Below are 13,347 nucleotides of genomic sequence, written 5' to 3' on the forward strand. Positions count from 1 at the left end.
CGTCTTGCTACGAATCGGGCGCGGACGTATCGGCGTACATGCCGCGCAGCGCCAGCGCGCGTTCGGTTTCCGGCAGCGCCAGGATGGAGCGGGAGAAGCCGATCAGCGCCTGGCAGCGTTCGGCCGGCGGCGCGGCGTGGCGCAGCGCGGGGACGGTCAGCACGCGCTGTTCAGCCAGCGGCAGCGCGGCCACGGCGAGCTGCAGCACCGGCAGGCTTTGTGCGCGCGTGACAACGGGCGCGTGGTCCGGGTCGGCGGCCTGCATCAGGTCCGAAAACAAGGCCTGCTCGCGGGTCACCAAGGCGCGCGGCAATCGCGCGGCGGCGGCGCTTGCCCCGGACGTGCCATCCAGATAAGCCACGCAGGCTTCCGCGCTCACGCGTTGCAGGGCCTGCGCCTGCTCCAGCGTGAGTTGGGCGTTGGCAAACAGCAGCGCATTCGGCGCTGTCGGGATCAGCGCGCGATACAGCTTGCCGGTCTGCTCCCGCAGCAGCGTCATGGCTTGCGCATCGGTCACGTTGCGCTGCAGCTCTGGCCACAGCGTGTCGATCAAGCGGCTGAAGTGCGCGGGGTACTTGCGCTCCAACGCTGCATAGAGCGGGGCGCTGCGCAGTTCCGCGGCCAGGGCTTCGCGCGTGTTCAACTGCGTGGCCATGGTTGCGTATTCACCACCGGGCGAGGCGCGCGTGACGACATGGTCGGCCAGCAATTCCTGCGCGGACGGAAACCACATCTGGTCGAACGGCGTGTCCTGCACGCGGCGCACGAAGGCGTCGGGCAAGCCGGCATCTGAATAGGCGCGCCAGAGTTCGCTGTCGGTGGAGCCTGGGCTCTGATCGTGATCGGCGCCAACCGCACGCGGGCGGTGGAAGCCGATGCGCGCGCCCGGCGCAGCGGCGCGATCGGCCCCTGCAAGGAAGGCGATCGTGCAAGCCGAAGCGCAACTGCGCTCAACATACGTGCGCAGATGATGGCGGCGGATGACGTCTGCCACCAGCGTCCCCTCGCGCAGCCAGCCGCCTTCGGAGCGCAGCACGACCGCGGTGGCATTCGGCGCCTTGCGCAGCGCGGCTTCCAGGGCATCGGCGGCGCCGTCGTTGATGCCGCCGCTGAACAGGATGGCGCGTCCGTCGCGTTGCGGCGTCACCGTAAATGGCGACGCCGCCTGTTCTCCCAGCGCGGTACGCAGATGCGCGCTCAGGCGCGGCCCATCGTTGATGACGCGCGAGCTTGTGCCGACGGCGCCGAGCACGATCATCACCTTCGCGATCAGCGGCCATGGGTTTGACAAGCCAGCAAGCCGGTTGCGCGCCTGCTCCCGATCGGCCGAGCGCCAGGTGCCGACCACCGCCCAGATCCACAGCGCCAATCCCATCACGTAAATCACGAGCAGTGCGGCAGACGCCGCGCGCGCCGGTGCGTTATGTGCCAGCGCGTGCGTGACGCCGGCGCTGAGCGCCACCACACCAAACTGCATCAGCGCCGTGTGCAGCCAGTACGACCGGGCGAGGCTGTAGTCGCCGCGCCAGTGGCGTGCAAAGAAATTGCGCGATGGAGCGCGCTCCCGATGCGGATCGGAAGGGGCGGTCGGGGGCAGGGCGGCGTCGCTGGCGGCGGAGGTCATGCGTGTTCTCGATGCCGCACACGGGAGGGCGGCGCGGCGATTGTCGCTGTCGGCGCCGCAAGCTGGCGTCCCCCCGATGGGAGGGGGTGATGAGCGGGGCGGTCAGGCGCGGGCAACGGCGTCATCCAGAAAAAGCCGCCGCCGCGTGGCGCCCTTCAAGCCCTGACGGAAACCAGCGGTGGCTTGGCCGGCGTGATGGCTTCCGCGCTGGCGGGGTGGGCGGACTGTGCCGCCTGCGCCTGCGCTGCCTCACGGGTGTGCTGCCGGGTGTCGCTTACGGTGGACGAACCGGTGACCTTGTCTGTCGTGCGGGCCTTGGCCGCCGCATCGGTATTGCCGGTGCCGGAAGCGTTCTTGGAGGCGTTGTGGCGGTTCTCCAGCCGGGTCTCGGCTTGCTCGAGGCCGTTCTGCGCCTGAAGGCGCGCGATCTGCGCCTGCACGATCTGGATCTGCTGGCTAAGCAACTGGGCCTGCTCGCGTGCTTGATCGGGCGGCAGATTCTGCGCGGGAAGATCCTGCATCGACTTTTGCAGGTTCTTGAGCTGGCGCTGCAGGCGCTCGATGTCGGCGGCCGAGTTGCTCCCGCTGCCCGATGCACCGGCGGTCGCAGTAGAAACGGAAGGGGAGGAAAGTTGCATGGCCATCTCGCTGATCAGTACGCCTTTTATCGGATGGCGGGCGGAAAACTTTAGCCTCCAGACCAATAAATCGGGCGGGTCTTGAATCTTGTGGTTCTGCCAGAAAGAACATTATTTCTTCCGAGAGAACATATTTGGACGGCAAAGGCTTCTGATCACCGATCACATCTCAAGTTCGTGTGGTGTTTACGGGTTTACGCCCGTTAACTGCCTAGAAGATGGTCTATAAAATAGAACTAAATTCCATCAAGCAGAACGCACAGTATCATGCGCGTTCAAGGAGACGCCCATGCTTTCCTCCCCTCCGGCCGCCGGTGGCCGACTCCACGCCGGGTTGCCGGCGGTCCAGCTCAATCAGGTTTCGGTGCGGTTCGGCAGCTTCACGGCCGTGCAGGGCGTTGACCTGTCGATTGGTGAAGGCGAATTCGTGGCCGTGGTGGGGCCGACGGGTTGCGGCAAAAGCACGCTGCTGAACGCCGTGACCGGGCTGCTGAAGCCGGCCGGGGGCAGCGTCACGGTGTTTGGTGAGCCGTTGACCGGGCTCAACGGCAATGCCGGTTTCATGATGCAGCAGGATTCGCTGCTGCCCTGGAAGACGGCGCTCGACAACGTCGCGCTCGGCCTGGTGTTCCAGGGCATGCCGGTGGACGAGGCCCGCGAGCGCGCCCGTCCGTGGATGAAGAAGGTCGGCCTGGCCGGCTTCGAGGCGCGCTATCCGCATCAGCTCTCGGGCGGGCAGAAGAAGCGCATCAGCATGGCGCAGACGCTGATCCTCTCGCCCAAGATCGTGCTGATGGACGAGCCGTTCTCGGCGCTCGATGTGCACACGCGCCATCTCATGCAGAGCGAGCTGCTGCGCCTCTGGCAGGAAGACCGCAAATCGCTGCTGTTCATCACACACGACCTGGAGGAGGCCATTGCCCTGGCCGACCGCGTGGTCGTCATGTCCGCCGGGCCCGCCAGCCGGCCGGTTGGCGATGTCGAAATCACGCTGCCGCGTCCGCGCAACGTGTCTGAAATCAACATGTCCGACGCGTTCATCCGCCTGTATCGCGAGATCTGGTCGATCCTCGGCACCGAAGTGGAGAAGAGCCATGCCGTCCAGCACTAACACGATGCCTACCGTGGGCACGCAGCGCGCCGGTCTCGCGCACAAGACCAAGATCCGCCTGTTCCAGCTGGCCGTGGTGGTGTTGATGTTCGGCTCGTGGGAGGGCCTCGGCCGCGTGGGCGTGGTCGATCCGTTCTATTTCTCGATGCCGTCGTCGATCGTCGCGCGCATCTGGGAGTGGTTCACTGCCGGCGACATCTACACGCATCTGGCCATCACCCTGGCCGAGACGATTCTCTCGTTCGGCATCGGCACGCTGCTCGGTATCAGCCTGGGGCTGTGGCTCGGCTTGTCCAAGCTCGCGGCCGAGGTGCTGGACCCGTTCATCAAGGTCTTCAATGCGATCCCGCGCATCCTGCTCGCGCCCATCTTCGTGATGTGGTTCGGTCTGGGGCTGACCTCCAAGGTGGCGCTGGGCGCGACCATGGTGCTGTTCATCACGTTCTTCAATACGTACCAGGGCGTGCGCGAGGTGAACCCCGTCATCCTGGCCAACGCGCGGCTGCTCAAGGCCAGCCGCATCAGCCTGCTGCGTCACGTGTATGTGCCGTCGGCCACCAGCTGGATTCTCTCGAGCCTGCGCGCTTCCGTCGGCATGGCCGTGATGGGCGCGATCGTGGCGGAGTACCTCGGCTCATCCGCCGGCCTGGGCCACCTGATTGCGCAGGCCGAAGGCGTGTTCGATGCCACCGGCGTGTTCTCGGGAATCGTCGTGCTGTCGGCCTTCGTGATTGCGCTGGACCGCAGCGTCGATGCGCTCGAAGGCAAGTTGCTGGTGTGGCGCCCGAAGGTCGACCCCGAAACGGGCGCCTGAGCCCCAATCACAATGATGGAGACAACCATGAAGCGATGGATTTCGGCCCTGTTGTGTGCGGCCGTCTGCACGGCAGCCAACGCCGCCGAGCCGGAGAAGAAGGACGTGAGCCTGTCGGTCGGCTCGATGATCCTGAACTACATGCCGGTGCCGCTTACGCAGTCGCTGGGCAACTTCCAGAAGGAAGGGCTCAACGTGAAGGTGGAGAACTTCCAGGCCGGCGGCAGCAAGGCGCTGCAGGCGCTGATTGCCGGATCGACCGATGCGGTGGTGGGCTTCTATGACCACACCATTCACATTCAGGCGCAGGGCAAGGACATTGTGTCGGTCGCGCTGCTCAACGTTACGCCCGGCATCGTGCTGGCCGTGCGGCCCGACCTGGATATCAAGAGCGGCAAGGATCTGAAGGGCAAGAAGATCGGCATCACCGCACCGGGCTCGTCCACCGATCTGTTTGCCCGCTATTACGCCATCAAGAGCGGGCTGCAGGTGAACGACGTGTCGTACATCGCCGTGGGTTCCGGCGCGCCGGGCATGGTGGCGCTGGATCGCAAGGAGATCGACGCGCTCGTCAACTTCGACCCCGTGGCGAGCCTGCTGGAGAAGCGCCGCGCCGCCAAGTTCCTCGTCGATACGCGCACCGATGCCGGCTCCAACGCCGTGTTCGGCGGCCGCTACCCGACCGCCACGCTGTACGTGACGCGCGACTTCATGATGAAGAATCCCGAGACCGTGCAGCGCCTGGTGAACGCCTTCATCCGCACGCTCAAATGGATCGACGCCAGCACGCCCGAGGCCATTGCCGACAAGATGCCCAAGGAGCAGCAGGTGGGCGGGCGCGACGTGTTTGTCGATGCGCTGCGCCACTCCAAGCCGATCTTCTCCAAGGACGGCCTGATGACCGATGCCGATGCCAAGGTGGCGCTGACGGTGCTTTCCAGCTACGACGAAAAGATCCGCAACGCCAAGATCGACCTGGCGAAAACGTACACTAACCGCTTCGTCGACCAAGCCCTGAAGACGGTCAAGTGAACCGTCTCGCCCAACCCGCCATGACCGCAGAGCGCCAAACCACCCAGAACGAGATCACGCCCGCCGCCAACGAGGGCGATGCCGCCACGCCGGGGCAGTCGGGCGTGGCTGCGCTGGACCGCGCGTTCTCGATCCTGTTTGCGTTCCGCCCCGGCGATTACGCGCTGACGCTGGCCGAGCTGGCCGCGCGCACCGGGCTCTACAAGAGCACGATCCTGCGGCTTGCCGGCTCGCTCATCCAGCACCGCATGCTGTTTCGCCTGGAAGACGGCCGCTACCAGATCGGTGCCGCGCCGTTGATGCTCGGCGCGCTCTACCAGCGCAGCATGCGCCTGGGCGACGTGGTGCTGCCGCACATGCGCGCGTTGGCCGAGGCCACGGGCGAGGCGGTGTCGCTCTACATCCGCGAGCGCGATGTGCGTGTCTGCCTGCACCGCGTGGATTCGAACCATTCGATCCGCGATCACGTGCGCGAGGGCGACGTGCTGCCGCTGGAGCGCGGGTCGGGCGGGCGCGTGCTGTGCGCGTTCTCGGGCATGCAGGGCGCCACGTACGACGCGATCCGGCGCGATCACTACTACGTGTCGATCGGCGAGCGCGATCGGGAAACGGTGGGCCTGTCGGTGCCGGTGTTTGGCGTGCAGCAGGCGCTGCGGGGTGCGCTGTGCCTTGCCGGTCCGGCGTCGCGCATCGACGGGGCGCTGCTGCAATCGTGGCGCGTGCCGGTGCTGGAGCACGCCGCGCAAATCACGTCCACGCTGGGTGGCGACCCCGCGCCGCTGCGTCTCGCTGCCCAATTGATCTCTAAAACCTAGGCTCCGCCAAGACGCCCAACCTCCTGAGCGGGGCGAGGGGCGGAGCCGACTGTGTAGCAGGAGTTGTTTTCATGGCTTTGCCTCTCGCGGGTTTGCGCGTGCTCGACTTGTCGAACGTGCTGGCCGGGCCGTTCTGCGGCTATCAGCTGGGTTTGCTCGGCGCTGAAGTCATCAAGATCGAGGTGCCGGGCAATGGCGATCTCGCCCGCCGTCTGGGCGCCGATCCTGAGCAGGCGCGCCGCAAGATGGGCGCCTCGTTCGTCGCCGTCAATGCGGGCAAGCAGTCCGTCACCGTCAACCTGAAGCACCCCGAGGGGCGCGCGATCCTGCTCAAGCTGGTGGCGCAGGCCGACGCGCTGATCGAGAACTACCGCCCCGGCGTGATGGACCGCCTGGAACTCGGCTACGACGTGCTGCGCGAGGTCAATCCGCGTCTCGTCTACTGCGCCATCTCGGGCTTCGGCAAGGACGGCCCGCTCAGCGGCAGACCCGCATACGACCAGATTATCCAGGGCATTTCCGGCGTGATGAGCGTCACCGGCGACGACGCATCGGCGCCGCTGCGCGTCGGTTACCCGATCAGCGACACGGTGGGCGGCATCACGGCGGCGCTGGCCGTCACCGCATGCCTGCTCGGCGCGCAACGCACGGGGCAGGGCTGCATGGTGGATGTGTCGATGCTGGAATCGACGCTCGCCACCATGGGCTGGGTCGTCTCCAACTACCTGAACGCCGGTGTGACGCCGCAGCCGATGGGTAACCAGAATTTCACCGCCGCGCCGTCGGGCACATTCACCACGGGCGATGGGCTGATCAACATCGCCGCCAACGAAGACAAGCAGTTTGCCGCGCTGTGCCGCGTGGTGGGGCATCCGGAACTGGCCACCGACGTGCGCTTTGCCGAGCGCCATGCACGCAAGGAACATCGCCAGCAGCTCAACGACGCGTTGGAAGCGGCATTGGCCGCGCGCCCGGCCGCCGAATGGGAGCCGCTGCTGATCGAAGCCGGCGTGCCGGCCGGGCTGGTGCTCGACGTGCCTGGCGTGCTGGCGCACGAACAGGTGACGGGCCGCGGCTTCGTCACCTCGTTCCCGGAAGCCGGGCAGCACGTGACGCGCGCGGGCTTCCGCCTCTCGGGCGAAGACCCGTGCCCGCAGACACCGGCGCCATCGCTCTCCGCCCATACCGACGACTGGCTTGCCAGGCTCGGTTACAGCCACGACCAAATCGAAGCCTTGCGCGCCGAAGGCGCCATCTGATCATGACGACCGCACCGACACAGGACGCCGCCGGCCTCGCTGCCGATTACTGGCGCACCGACATCATCGACATCGAACCCGGCCGCATCCACGTACGCGGCTACCCGATCCAGGAGCTGATCGGCCAGATCGGCTTTGCCGAAATGATCTGGCTGATGCTGCGCGGCGAGCTGCCGGCCAAGCGGCAGGCGGCCTTGCTGGAAGCGGCGCTGGTGGCGTCGGTCGATCACGGCCCGCATGCGCCATCCATTGCGATTGCCAAGATGGCGACGAGCTGTGGCCTGCCGCTCAACGGCGCGATGGCGTCTGCGTTGAATGCGCTGGACGACGTGCACGGCGGAGCGGGACAGCAGGCGGTCGAGCTGTTCCACGATATCGAGGCGCGCATCTTCGACGGCGCCTCGCTGGAGGCGGCCACGGCGGCGGGTGTCGACGCGTTCATCGCTGCGCATGGCAAATACCTGCCGGGCTTTGGGCATCGTTTTCACCCGGTCGACCCGCGCGCGGGGCGCCTGCTCGCGCTTGTGGACGAGGCAGCGCAGGACGGCGTGGTCGGCGGGCGGTATGCCGCCATCGGCCGCGCCATCGAAGCGCTGCTCTCCAGCCGCAAGGGCAAGCCGATTCCGATGAACATCGACGGCGCCACGGCCGTCATCTATGCGGAACTGGGTTTTGCGGCGCCGCTTGCGCGCGGCGTGTTCTGCCTGTCGCGTGCCGTTGGCATCCTGGCGCACGCCTGGGAGCAAAGCGGCCGCGGCGAGCGCAACAAGGGCCCGATGCCGCGCCAGCTGCCGTACCGCTATACCGGGCATGCCACGCGGCATCTGGCGCAAGCCGAGCCGGCCACCGCGCCATGACGTATTTCAGCTGGCCCATCGTCGAAACCACCGTTTTTGCGGAGATGCCGGGCGCCTTGCGTCGCCCGGTGCCGACCGAATGGTCCCGCGCCAACAAAGGCGGCGCGCCGGTCGATTGCTTCCTGGAAGGCCCGTGCTGGGACGCGCACGGCAATCTCTGGCTGGTCGACATTCCGCATGGCCGCATCCTGCGTGTCTCTGCGCGGAGCGATTGGGATGTGGTGGCGGAATACGACGGCGAACCGAATGGCCTGGCGCAGCGCCACGACGGCACGCTGCTGATTGCGGACTACAAGAATGGTCTGCTGTTGCTCGACCCCGCGACGGGCGCAGTCACGCCGTTTCTTACGCGACGCAACAGCGAACGCTTCAAGGGCCCAAACGATCTGATCGTCGCCCGCAACGGCGATGTGTATTTCACCGACCAAGGCCAGACTGGCTTGCATGACCCGACCGGCCGCGTGTATCGCCTGCGCACGGATGGCCGGCTCGACTGTCTGCTCGCCAATGGCCCGAGCCCCAACGGTTTGGTGCTGACGCCCGACGAATCCGCGTTGTTCGTGGCCATGACGCGTGACAACCCCGTCTGGCGTTTGCCGCTGCTCGCCGACGGCAGCACGAGCAAGGTCGGCCGCTTCGCGCAGTTCTACGGCACCAGCGGCCCCGACGGCATGGCGATGGACGCAGCCGGCCACCTCTTCGTCGCGCATGCATCGCTGGGCGCGGTGTTCGTCGTCTCGCCGCATGGCGAACCACTGGCGCGCATCGCGTCGTGCCGGGGGCGCACCACCACCAACGTTGCACTCACGCCCGACGGGCACTCGCTCGTCATCACCGAATCCGCCACGGGCACCGTATTGCGCGCCCGCTGGACGCCGCCCCACCACGACTGAGCGCAAACGCGGGCTGTTGTCGCAGCCCACGTTGTCCTACAGCTGTCCTACACGCGGGGCCGCTGTCGGATCGTCGAAATTTCTTCGTTTTTTCGTTCCGCAGACGCCCATACGGCACTTTTTTGCGCGCTGCAGCATGGGAAGTGCTGGGCTCGCCCTTTTTGGCCCCGGCACGCTCCCTGTGCCCGGCATTTTCGTATCGTTTAGATAGACGTGTATCGTTTAGATAGACGAAACGGTAGGAGCCGTCCTACAAAACTGCCGTTTCACTGTAGGAGCGCTCCTACAAATCCGGCCGAAAAGCGGTCGGAACTGTCCTACAAGGCGTGTAGGAGTGGGTCAGAAGTGTCCTACAAGCGGTTAACCCGGCATCGGATGCTCACAGTCGCAGAAGTGCGACGCCTTCTTTGTTGATTTACGACAACTTTAGGCAATTTAATTGCTATCTTTCGCCGTTCATTGGGGTAAATACGTGTCAAACACCCGCTTTAGCGCATGGTCCACCCAGGCCCGTTGCGTCGGCAAAGGCTTCATTTGCAACGTTTATTAACAGATCTGTAGGAAAATTGCCTACAAAAAACGGATTACCTCACCCCTCCAACGTAGGGGTCCACCCTTCTTTACTTACCCCGGACCACAAACCACAATGTGTTCAACAGAAAACAACTTCGCCATGTCTTTAGCGACGTGAGTAAGAAGGGGCAGGAAGTGCCGGCAACGGCGCCGACTGCAGGAAACATCCGATCTGTGGGGATTGGTGAACAGCCCGGCGAGGGTAGGCGCAAAAAAATAGCGTCAACCGGACATCACCATGCGAGACCGGATGCAAGTTGTACTTTTACTGCACACGACGGGACATACATGGACACGCAAGACATTGTTTCCGAGATCAGCGAACTGAATCTCACCTACTTGATGCTTGCCCAGCAGATGCTGGCCAAGGATCGCGATGCCGCGCTCTTTCGCCTCGGCATCTCTGAAGAACTGGCTGACATCCTGCTGACGATGTCGCCCGCGCAGATCGTCAAGCTGGCCAGCACGAACATGATGCTGTGCCGCTTCCGCTTCGACGATCACGCCATCCTGGGTCTCGTGACCCAGCCGCACCGTGACAAGGGTCTGCAGCAATCGCAAATGTCGATCCTGCTGGCACGTCAGGCGGTTGAGCAGATCAGCTGAGCCATTTGCGGCGGGTGTTCCGCCGGGTTCAGGGATTGCACTTTGGATGGGTAGCAAGCGAAAGCGGGAGCAGTGCCATGCGTCACACCAGCGTCATGAACGAAGTTGAGCAGATCCACCTTGCAGCGGAATTGATTTCGCTCGGTGCCCGTCTGCAACTGCTGGAACAGGAAACCACGCTCAGCCGTGAGCGTCTGGTCAAGCTGTACAAGGAAATCCGCGGGGAATCGCCGCCCAAGGGCATGCTGCCTTTCTCGGCAGACTGGTTCCTGACGTGGTCGCCGAACATCCATTCGTCGATCTTCCTGAACATCTACCGTTTTCTGGGCGAGAACAGCCGCAGCACGGGTGTGCGCCGCCTGATCTCGGCCTACAAGCTGTACCAGGAACACATTCACGTCCACGAACAGGAAGAGGTGCTGTCGATCACCCGCGCGTGGATGATGCTGAAGTTCTTCGAGGGGAAGATGCTGCATACCGTGAAGTGCAAGCGCTGCACCGGCCATTTCGTGGCCCACGCAGACGACCTGCACCACGATTTTGTGTGCGGTGTGTGCCAGCCGCCGTCACGCGCAGGGAAGAAAAAGCGCGTCGCTGCTCCGGTCGATGCGATCGCAGAAAAGACGGTCGACGCCTGATAACGGCCTTGCAGGGATACGGGAAGTCGGAAGTACGGGAGTACGGAAGTTGCAGAACCGCCGGGGGATGGTCAAAAAAGGGCGGACGGGAAATACGGGTAGCAGTACGGGAAATACGGGAATAGCCGAATAGCCGGCCAGACCGGCACATAACAATACAAAGAACAAAAGAGCAAGGAACACAGAGCAGGAAAAGCACAGGGGCTCAGGCAGGACAAAAGGGGAAGGGGGTAGGCCGGTCGCGGGAAACTGCGGACCGGCATTTTTTTTGCCGCCGCGCGTAGAAAGAAGGAAGAAGGAAGAAGGAAGAAGGAAGAAGGAAGACGGGCGAAAAGTGGGGACGGAAAGCGATTTCCGTCCCTTTTTCTTTGGATCCGCCTGGGGGAACGCCCTCTTTCAGCCAGGTGGTGCTCAAGCCGCCCGTTTTGTTGCCGTTCTTGGTGAAGAAGGGCGCGGCGGCAGGGTTTTCCAAGCACCGCGCAGCAGCAAAAGCCGGCGCTCAAGCCTTCAGTTAACCGGGGGGATGCCGATATTCCCTCTTGTATTGATCGAAGGATCGCCCATTCAGGAGTTCGCCCCGTGTTAGTTGCCATCGGTTACATCGTGATTCTCGCGTCGGTGTTCGGCGGCTACATGCTGGCCGGAGGACACCTCGGGCCCTTGTTCCAGCCGACCGAACTGTTGATCATCTTCGGCGCCGGCATTGGCGCCTTCGTGGTCGGCAACGACAAAAAGGCCATCAACGCCACCGTCAAGGCGCTGCCGGGCCTGTTCAAGGGCTCGAAGTACACCAAGGCCCTCTATATGGAAGTGATGGCGCTGCTGTACGTGGTGCTGTCCAAGATCCGCCGCGAAGGGATGATGTCGATTGAAGCCGACATCGAAGCGCCGCACGAAAGCGCGCTGTTCGCCAATTACCCCGCCATCCAGGCCGATCACCACGCGCTGGATTTCATCTGCGATTACCTCCGCCTGATGGTCGGCGGCAATCTGAATCCATTCCAGATCGAAGCGCTGATGGATCAGGAAATCGACACCCATCACCACGAAGCCGAACAACCGGCGCGCATCATCACCAAAGTGGGCGACGCCATGCCGGCCTTCGGCATCGTGGCCGCCGTGATGGGCGTGGTGCACACCATGGGCTCGGTCGGCCTGCCGCCGGCAGAGCTGGGTAAGCTGATCGCGTCCGCGCTGGTCGGTACGTTCCTGGGCATCTTGCTGGCGTACGGCTTCATCGGGCCGCTGGGTTCGCTGCTGGAGCAGCGCGCCGAAGAATCGACCAAGTTGTTCCAGTGCATCAAGGTGACGCTGCTGGCCAGCATGAACGGCTACGCCCCGGCCATTGCCGTGGAGTTCGGCCGCAAGGTGCTGTTCTCGACGGAGCGTCCGTCCTTTGCCGAGCTGGAAGACCACGTCCGTGGCGCCAAGACAGCGTAGCGCTGAACTCCATATGACACAGAGCGTGGCCAACGAGCCAAGCCATTAACGACGCAGCACACACCGACGGGAACGGACCATGAGCAAGTCCAGCACGCCGACCTTCATTGTCATTCGGCGCAACAAGAAAGGCGGACACGGCCACCACGGTGGCGCGTGGAAGATCGCCTACGCCGATTTCGTGACCGCCATGATGGCGTTCTTCCTGCTGATGTGGTTGCTCAGCTCGGTGACCAAGGCCGAGCTGTCGTCGGTTGAAACGTATTTCCGCACGCCGCTGAAGGTGGCGCTGTTCGGCGGCGCCGGTTCTGGCGACCAGTCGAGCATTCTCAACGGCAGCCCGGCGCTCAAGCAGAACATGCCGCAGCCCAACCCGAGCCCCAGCCCGACCGTGCAGCGCCAGCGCAATATCCGCGATGAGTCGGATGACGCGGCGCTGAACAAGCTCAAGCAGAAGATTGCCGAGATGGTCGAGACGAACCCGGTGATGAGCCAGTTCAAGCACCAGTTGCTGATCGACATGACCACCGAAGGCCTGCGCATCCAGATCGTCGACCAGCAGAACCGCCCGATGTTTGCCAACGCCAGCGCCGAAGTGCAGCCGTATATGCGCACGATCCTGCGCGAGCTGGGCTCGGCGCTGAACGACGTGCCCAACCCGATCAGCCTGTCGGGCCACACCGACGCCACGCAGTACGCCACGCAGCACGGCTACAGCAACTGGGAACTGTCGGCCGACCGCGCCAACGCATCGCGGCGTGAGCTGGTGGCCGGCGGCATGAAGCCCGAGAAGGTCAGCCGCGTGGTGGGTCTGGAGGCATCGGTGCCGCTGGACAAGGCCAACATCTACAACCCGATCAACCGCCGCATCAGCATCGTCGTGCTCAACGCACGCGCCGCTGAAGCCGTGCGCTCGGGTGGGGTCGAGCCGGTGGCCGACCTGCGCAATGACGGCAAGGACACGCTGACCGACGCCGCCGCACGTGCCACGGGCGTGGCAGACGCGGTGACTGCGGCCAAGCCATAAAGAGCGCCGAGGGGAGAAAC

The 13,347-nt window shown here is 64.4% G+C and carries 14 protein-coding genes; 11 read left to right on the forward strand and 3 right to left on the reverse strand.

Annotation, left to right across the window (positions count from 1 at the left end):
- Nucleotides 1-7: 7 nt before the first annotated feature.
- Nucleotides 8-1,624, reverse strand: a complete 1,617-nt coding sequence (locus R2676_RS05790) for a COG3904 family protein (RefSeq protein ID WP_206273139.1) — start codon at nucleotides 1,622-1,624, stop codon at nucleotides 8-10.
- A gap of 155 nt (nucleotides 1,625-1,779) precedes the next feature.
- Nucleotides 1,780-2,262 (reverse strand): FlxA-like family protein, encoded by a 483-nt coding sequence (locus R2676_RS05795; RefSeq protein WP_316856931.1) that lies wholly within the window; start codon nucleotides 2,260-2,262, stop codon nucleotides 1,780-1,782.
- 289 nt (nucleotides 2,263-2,551) lie between these two features.
- On the opposite strand from R2676_RS05795, the gene R2676_RS05800 reads away from it, so the two are divergent.
- From R2676_RS05800 to flhC, 9 genes are all read left to right on the forward strand, one after another.
- A complete protein-coding gene (locus tag R2676_RS05800; protein ID WP_206273140.1) occupies nucleotides 2,552-3,373 on the forward strand; it encodes an ABC transporter ATP-binding protein in 822 nt (273 codons plus the stop codon).
- Nucleotides 3,357-4,187, forward strand: a complete 831-nt coding sequence (locus R2676_RS05805) for an ABC transporter permease (protein ID WP_316856818.1) — start codon at nucleotides 3,357-3,359, stop codon at nucleotides 4,185-4,187. The genes R2676_RS05800 and R2676_RS05805 overlap by 17 nt, the downstream gene beginning before the upstream one ends.
- A gap of 27 nt (nucleotides 4,188-4,214) precedes the next feature.
- Nucleotides 4,215-5,219, forward strand: coding sequence for an ABC transporter substrate-binding protein (locus R2676_RS05810; protein ID WP_206273141.1), 1,005 nt, complete (start codon nucleotides 4,215-4,217; stop codon nucleotides 5,217-5,219).
- Nucleotides 5,220-5,239: 20 nt separating this feature from the next.
- Nucleotides 5,240-6,034 (forward strand): IclR family transcriptional regulator, encoded by a 795-nt coding sequence (locus tag R2676_RS05815; protein ID WP_009240454.1) that lies wholly within the window; start codon nucleotides 5,240-5,242, stop codon nucleotides 6,032-6,034.
- Between the two features lie 71 nt (nucleotides 6,035-6,105).
- Entirely contained in the window at nucleotides 6,106-7,293 is a 1,188-nt protein-coding gene (locus R2676_RS05820) for a CaiB/BaiF CoA transferase family protein (RefSeq protein WP_206273142.1), read from the forward strand.
- Between the two features lie 2 nt (nucleotides 7,294-7,295).
- Nucleotides 7,296-8,150 carry a citryl-CoA lyase gene (locus R2676_RS05825; RefSeq protein ID WP_206273143.1) on the forward strand — a complete coding sequence of 285 codons (855 nt, stop codon included), beginning with the start codon at nucleotides 7,296-7,298 and terminating at the stop codon, nucleotides 8,148-8,150.
- Nucleotides 8,147-9,043, forward strand: a complete 897-nt coding sequence (locus R2676_RS05830; protein ID WP_206273144.1) for an SMP-30/gluconolactonase/LRE family protein — start codon at nucleotides 8,147-8,149, stop codon at nucleotides 9,041-9,043. The genes R2676_RS05825 and R2676_RS05830 overlap by 4 nt, the downstream gene beginning before the upstream one ends.
- 861 nt (nucleotides 9,044-9,904) lie before the next feature.
- Nucleotides 9,905-10,222: a flagellar transcriptional regulator FlhD gene (flhD, locus tag R2676_RS05835; RefSeq protein WP_004627783.1), complete on the forward strand. Its 318-nt coding sequence runs from the start codon at nucleotides 9,905-9,907 to the stop codon at nucleotides 10,220-10,222.
- 77 nt (nucleotides 10,223-10,299) lie between these two features.
- Entirely contained in the window at nucleotides 10,300-10,860 is a 561-nt protein-coding gene (gene flhC, locus R2676_RS05840; RefSeq protein WP_103519201.1) for a flagellar transcriptional regulator FlhC, read from the forward strand.
- A 205-nt stretch (nucleotides 10,861-11,065) separates the two neighbouring features.
- Here flhC and R2676_RS05845 read toward each other — a convergent pair whose 3' ends face one another.
- Nucleotides 11,066-11,332: a hypothetical protein gene (locus tag R2676_RS05845; RefSeq protein ID WP_206273654.1), complete on the reverse strand. Its 267-nt coding sequence runs from the start codon at nucleotides 11,330-11,332 to the stop codon at nucleotides 11,066-11,068.
- A 107-nt stretch (nucleotides 11,333-11,439) separates the two neighbouring features.
- On the opposite strand from R2676_RS05845, the gene motA reads away from it, so the two are divergent.
- Together motA and motB are read left to right on the forward strand one after the other, a co-directional pair.
- A complete protein-coding gene (gene motA / locus R2676_RS05850) occupies nucleotides 11,440-12,300 on the forward strand; it encodes a flagellar motor stator protein MotA (protein ID WP_027679318.1) in 861 nt (286 codons plus the stop codon).
- 79 nt (nucleotides 12,301-12,379) lie between these two features.
- Nucleotides 12,380-13,327, forward strand: coding sequence for a flagellar motor protein MotB (motB, locus tag R2676_RS05855; protein WP_027679317.1), 948 nt, complete (start codon nucleotides 12,380-12,382; stop codon nucleotides 13,325-13,327).
- Nucleotides 13,328-13,347 lie beyond the last annotated feature (20 nt).

This window comes from Ralstonia flatus, assembly GCF_958439105.1.
GTDB classification, from domain to species: Bacteria; Pseudomonadota; Gammaproteobacteria; order Burkholderiales; family Burkholderiaceae; genus Ralstonia; species Ralstonia flatus.

Bases quoted from the DNA above. Each gene is read 5' to 3' on its own strand.
- motB (WP_027679317.1), top strand. From the start codon at position 12,380: ATGAGCAAGTCCAGCACGCCGACCTTCATTGTCATTCGGCGCAACAAG.
- R2676_RS05825 (WP_206273143.1), top strand. From the start codon at position 7,296: ATGACGACCGCACCGACACAGGACGCCGCCGGCCTCGCTGCCGATTAC.
- R2676_RS05795 (WP_316856931.1), bottom strand. From the start codon at position 2,262: ATGCAACTTTCCTCCCCTTCCGTTTCTACTGCGACCGCCGGTGCATCG.
- flhC (WP_103519201.1), top strand. From the start codon at position 10,300: ATGCGTCACACCAGCGTCATGAACGAAGTTGAGCAGATCCACCTTGCA.
- R2676_RS05830 (WP_206273144.1), top strand. From the start codon at position 8,147: ATGACGTATTTCAGCTGGCCCATCGTCGAAACCACCGTTTTTGCGGAG.
- R2676_RS05810 (WP_206273141.1), top strand. From the start codon at position 4,215: ATGAAGCGATGGATTTCGGCCCTGTTGTGTGCGGCCGTCTGCACGGCA.
- flhD (WP_004627783.1), top strand. From the start codon at position 9,905: ATGGACACGCAAGACATTGTTTCCGAGATCAGCGAACTGAATCTCACC.
- R2676_RS05805 (WP_316856818.1), top strand. From the start codon at position 3,357: ATGCCGTCCAGCACTAACACGATGCCTACCGTGGGCACGCAGCGCGCC.
- R2676_RS05815 (WP_009240454.1), top strand. From the start codon at position 5,240: ATGACCGCAGAGCGCCAAACCACCCAGAACGAGATCACGCCCGCCGCC.
- R2676_RS05800 (WP_206273140.1), top strand. From the start codon at position 2,552: ATGCTTTCCTCCCCTCCGGCCGCCGGTGGCCGACTCCACGCCGGGTTG.
- R2676_RS05790 (WP_206273139.1), bottom strand. From the start codon at position 1,624: ATGACCTCCGCCGCCAGCGACGCCGCCCTGCCCCCGACCGCCCCTTCC.
- R2676_RS05820 (WP_206273142.1), top strand. From the start codon at position 6,106: ATGGCTTTGCCTCTCGCGGGTTTGCGCGTGCTCGACTTGTCGAACGTG.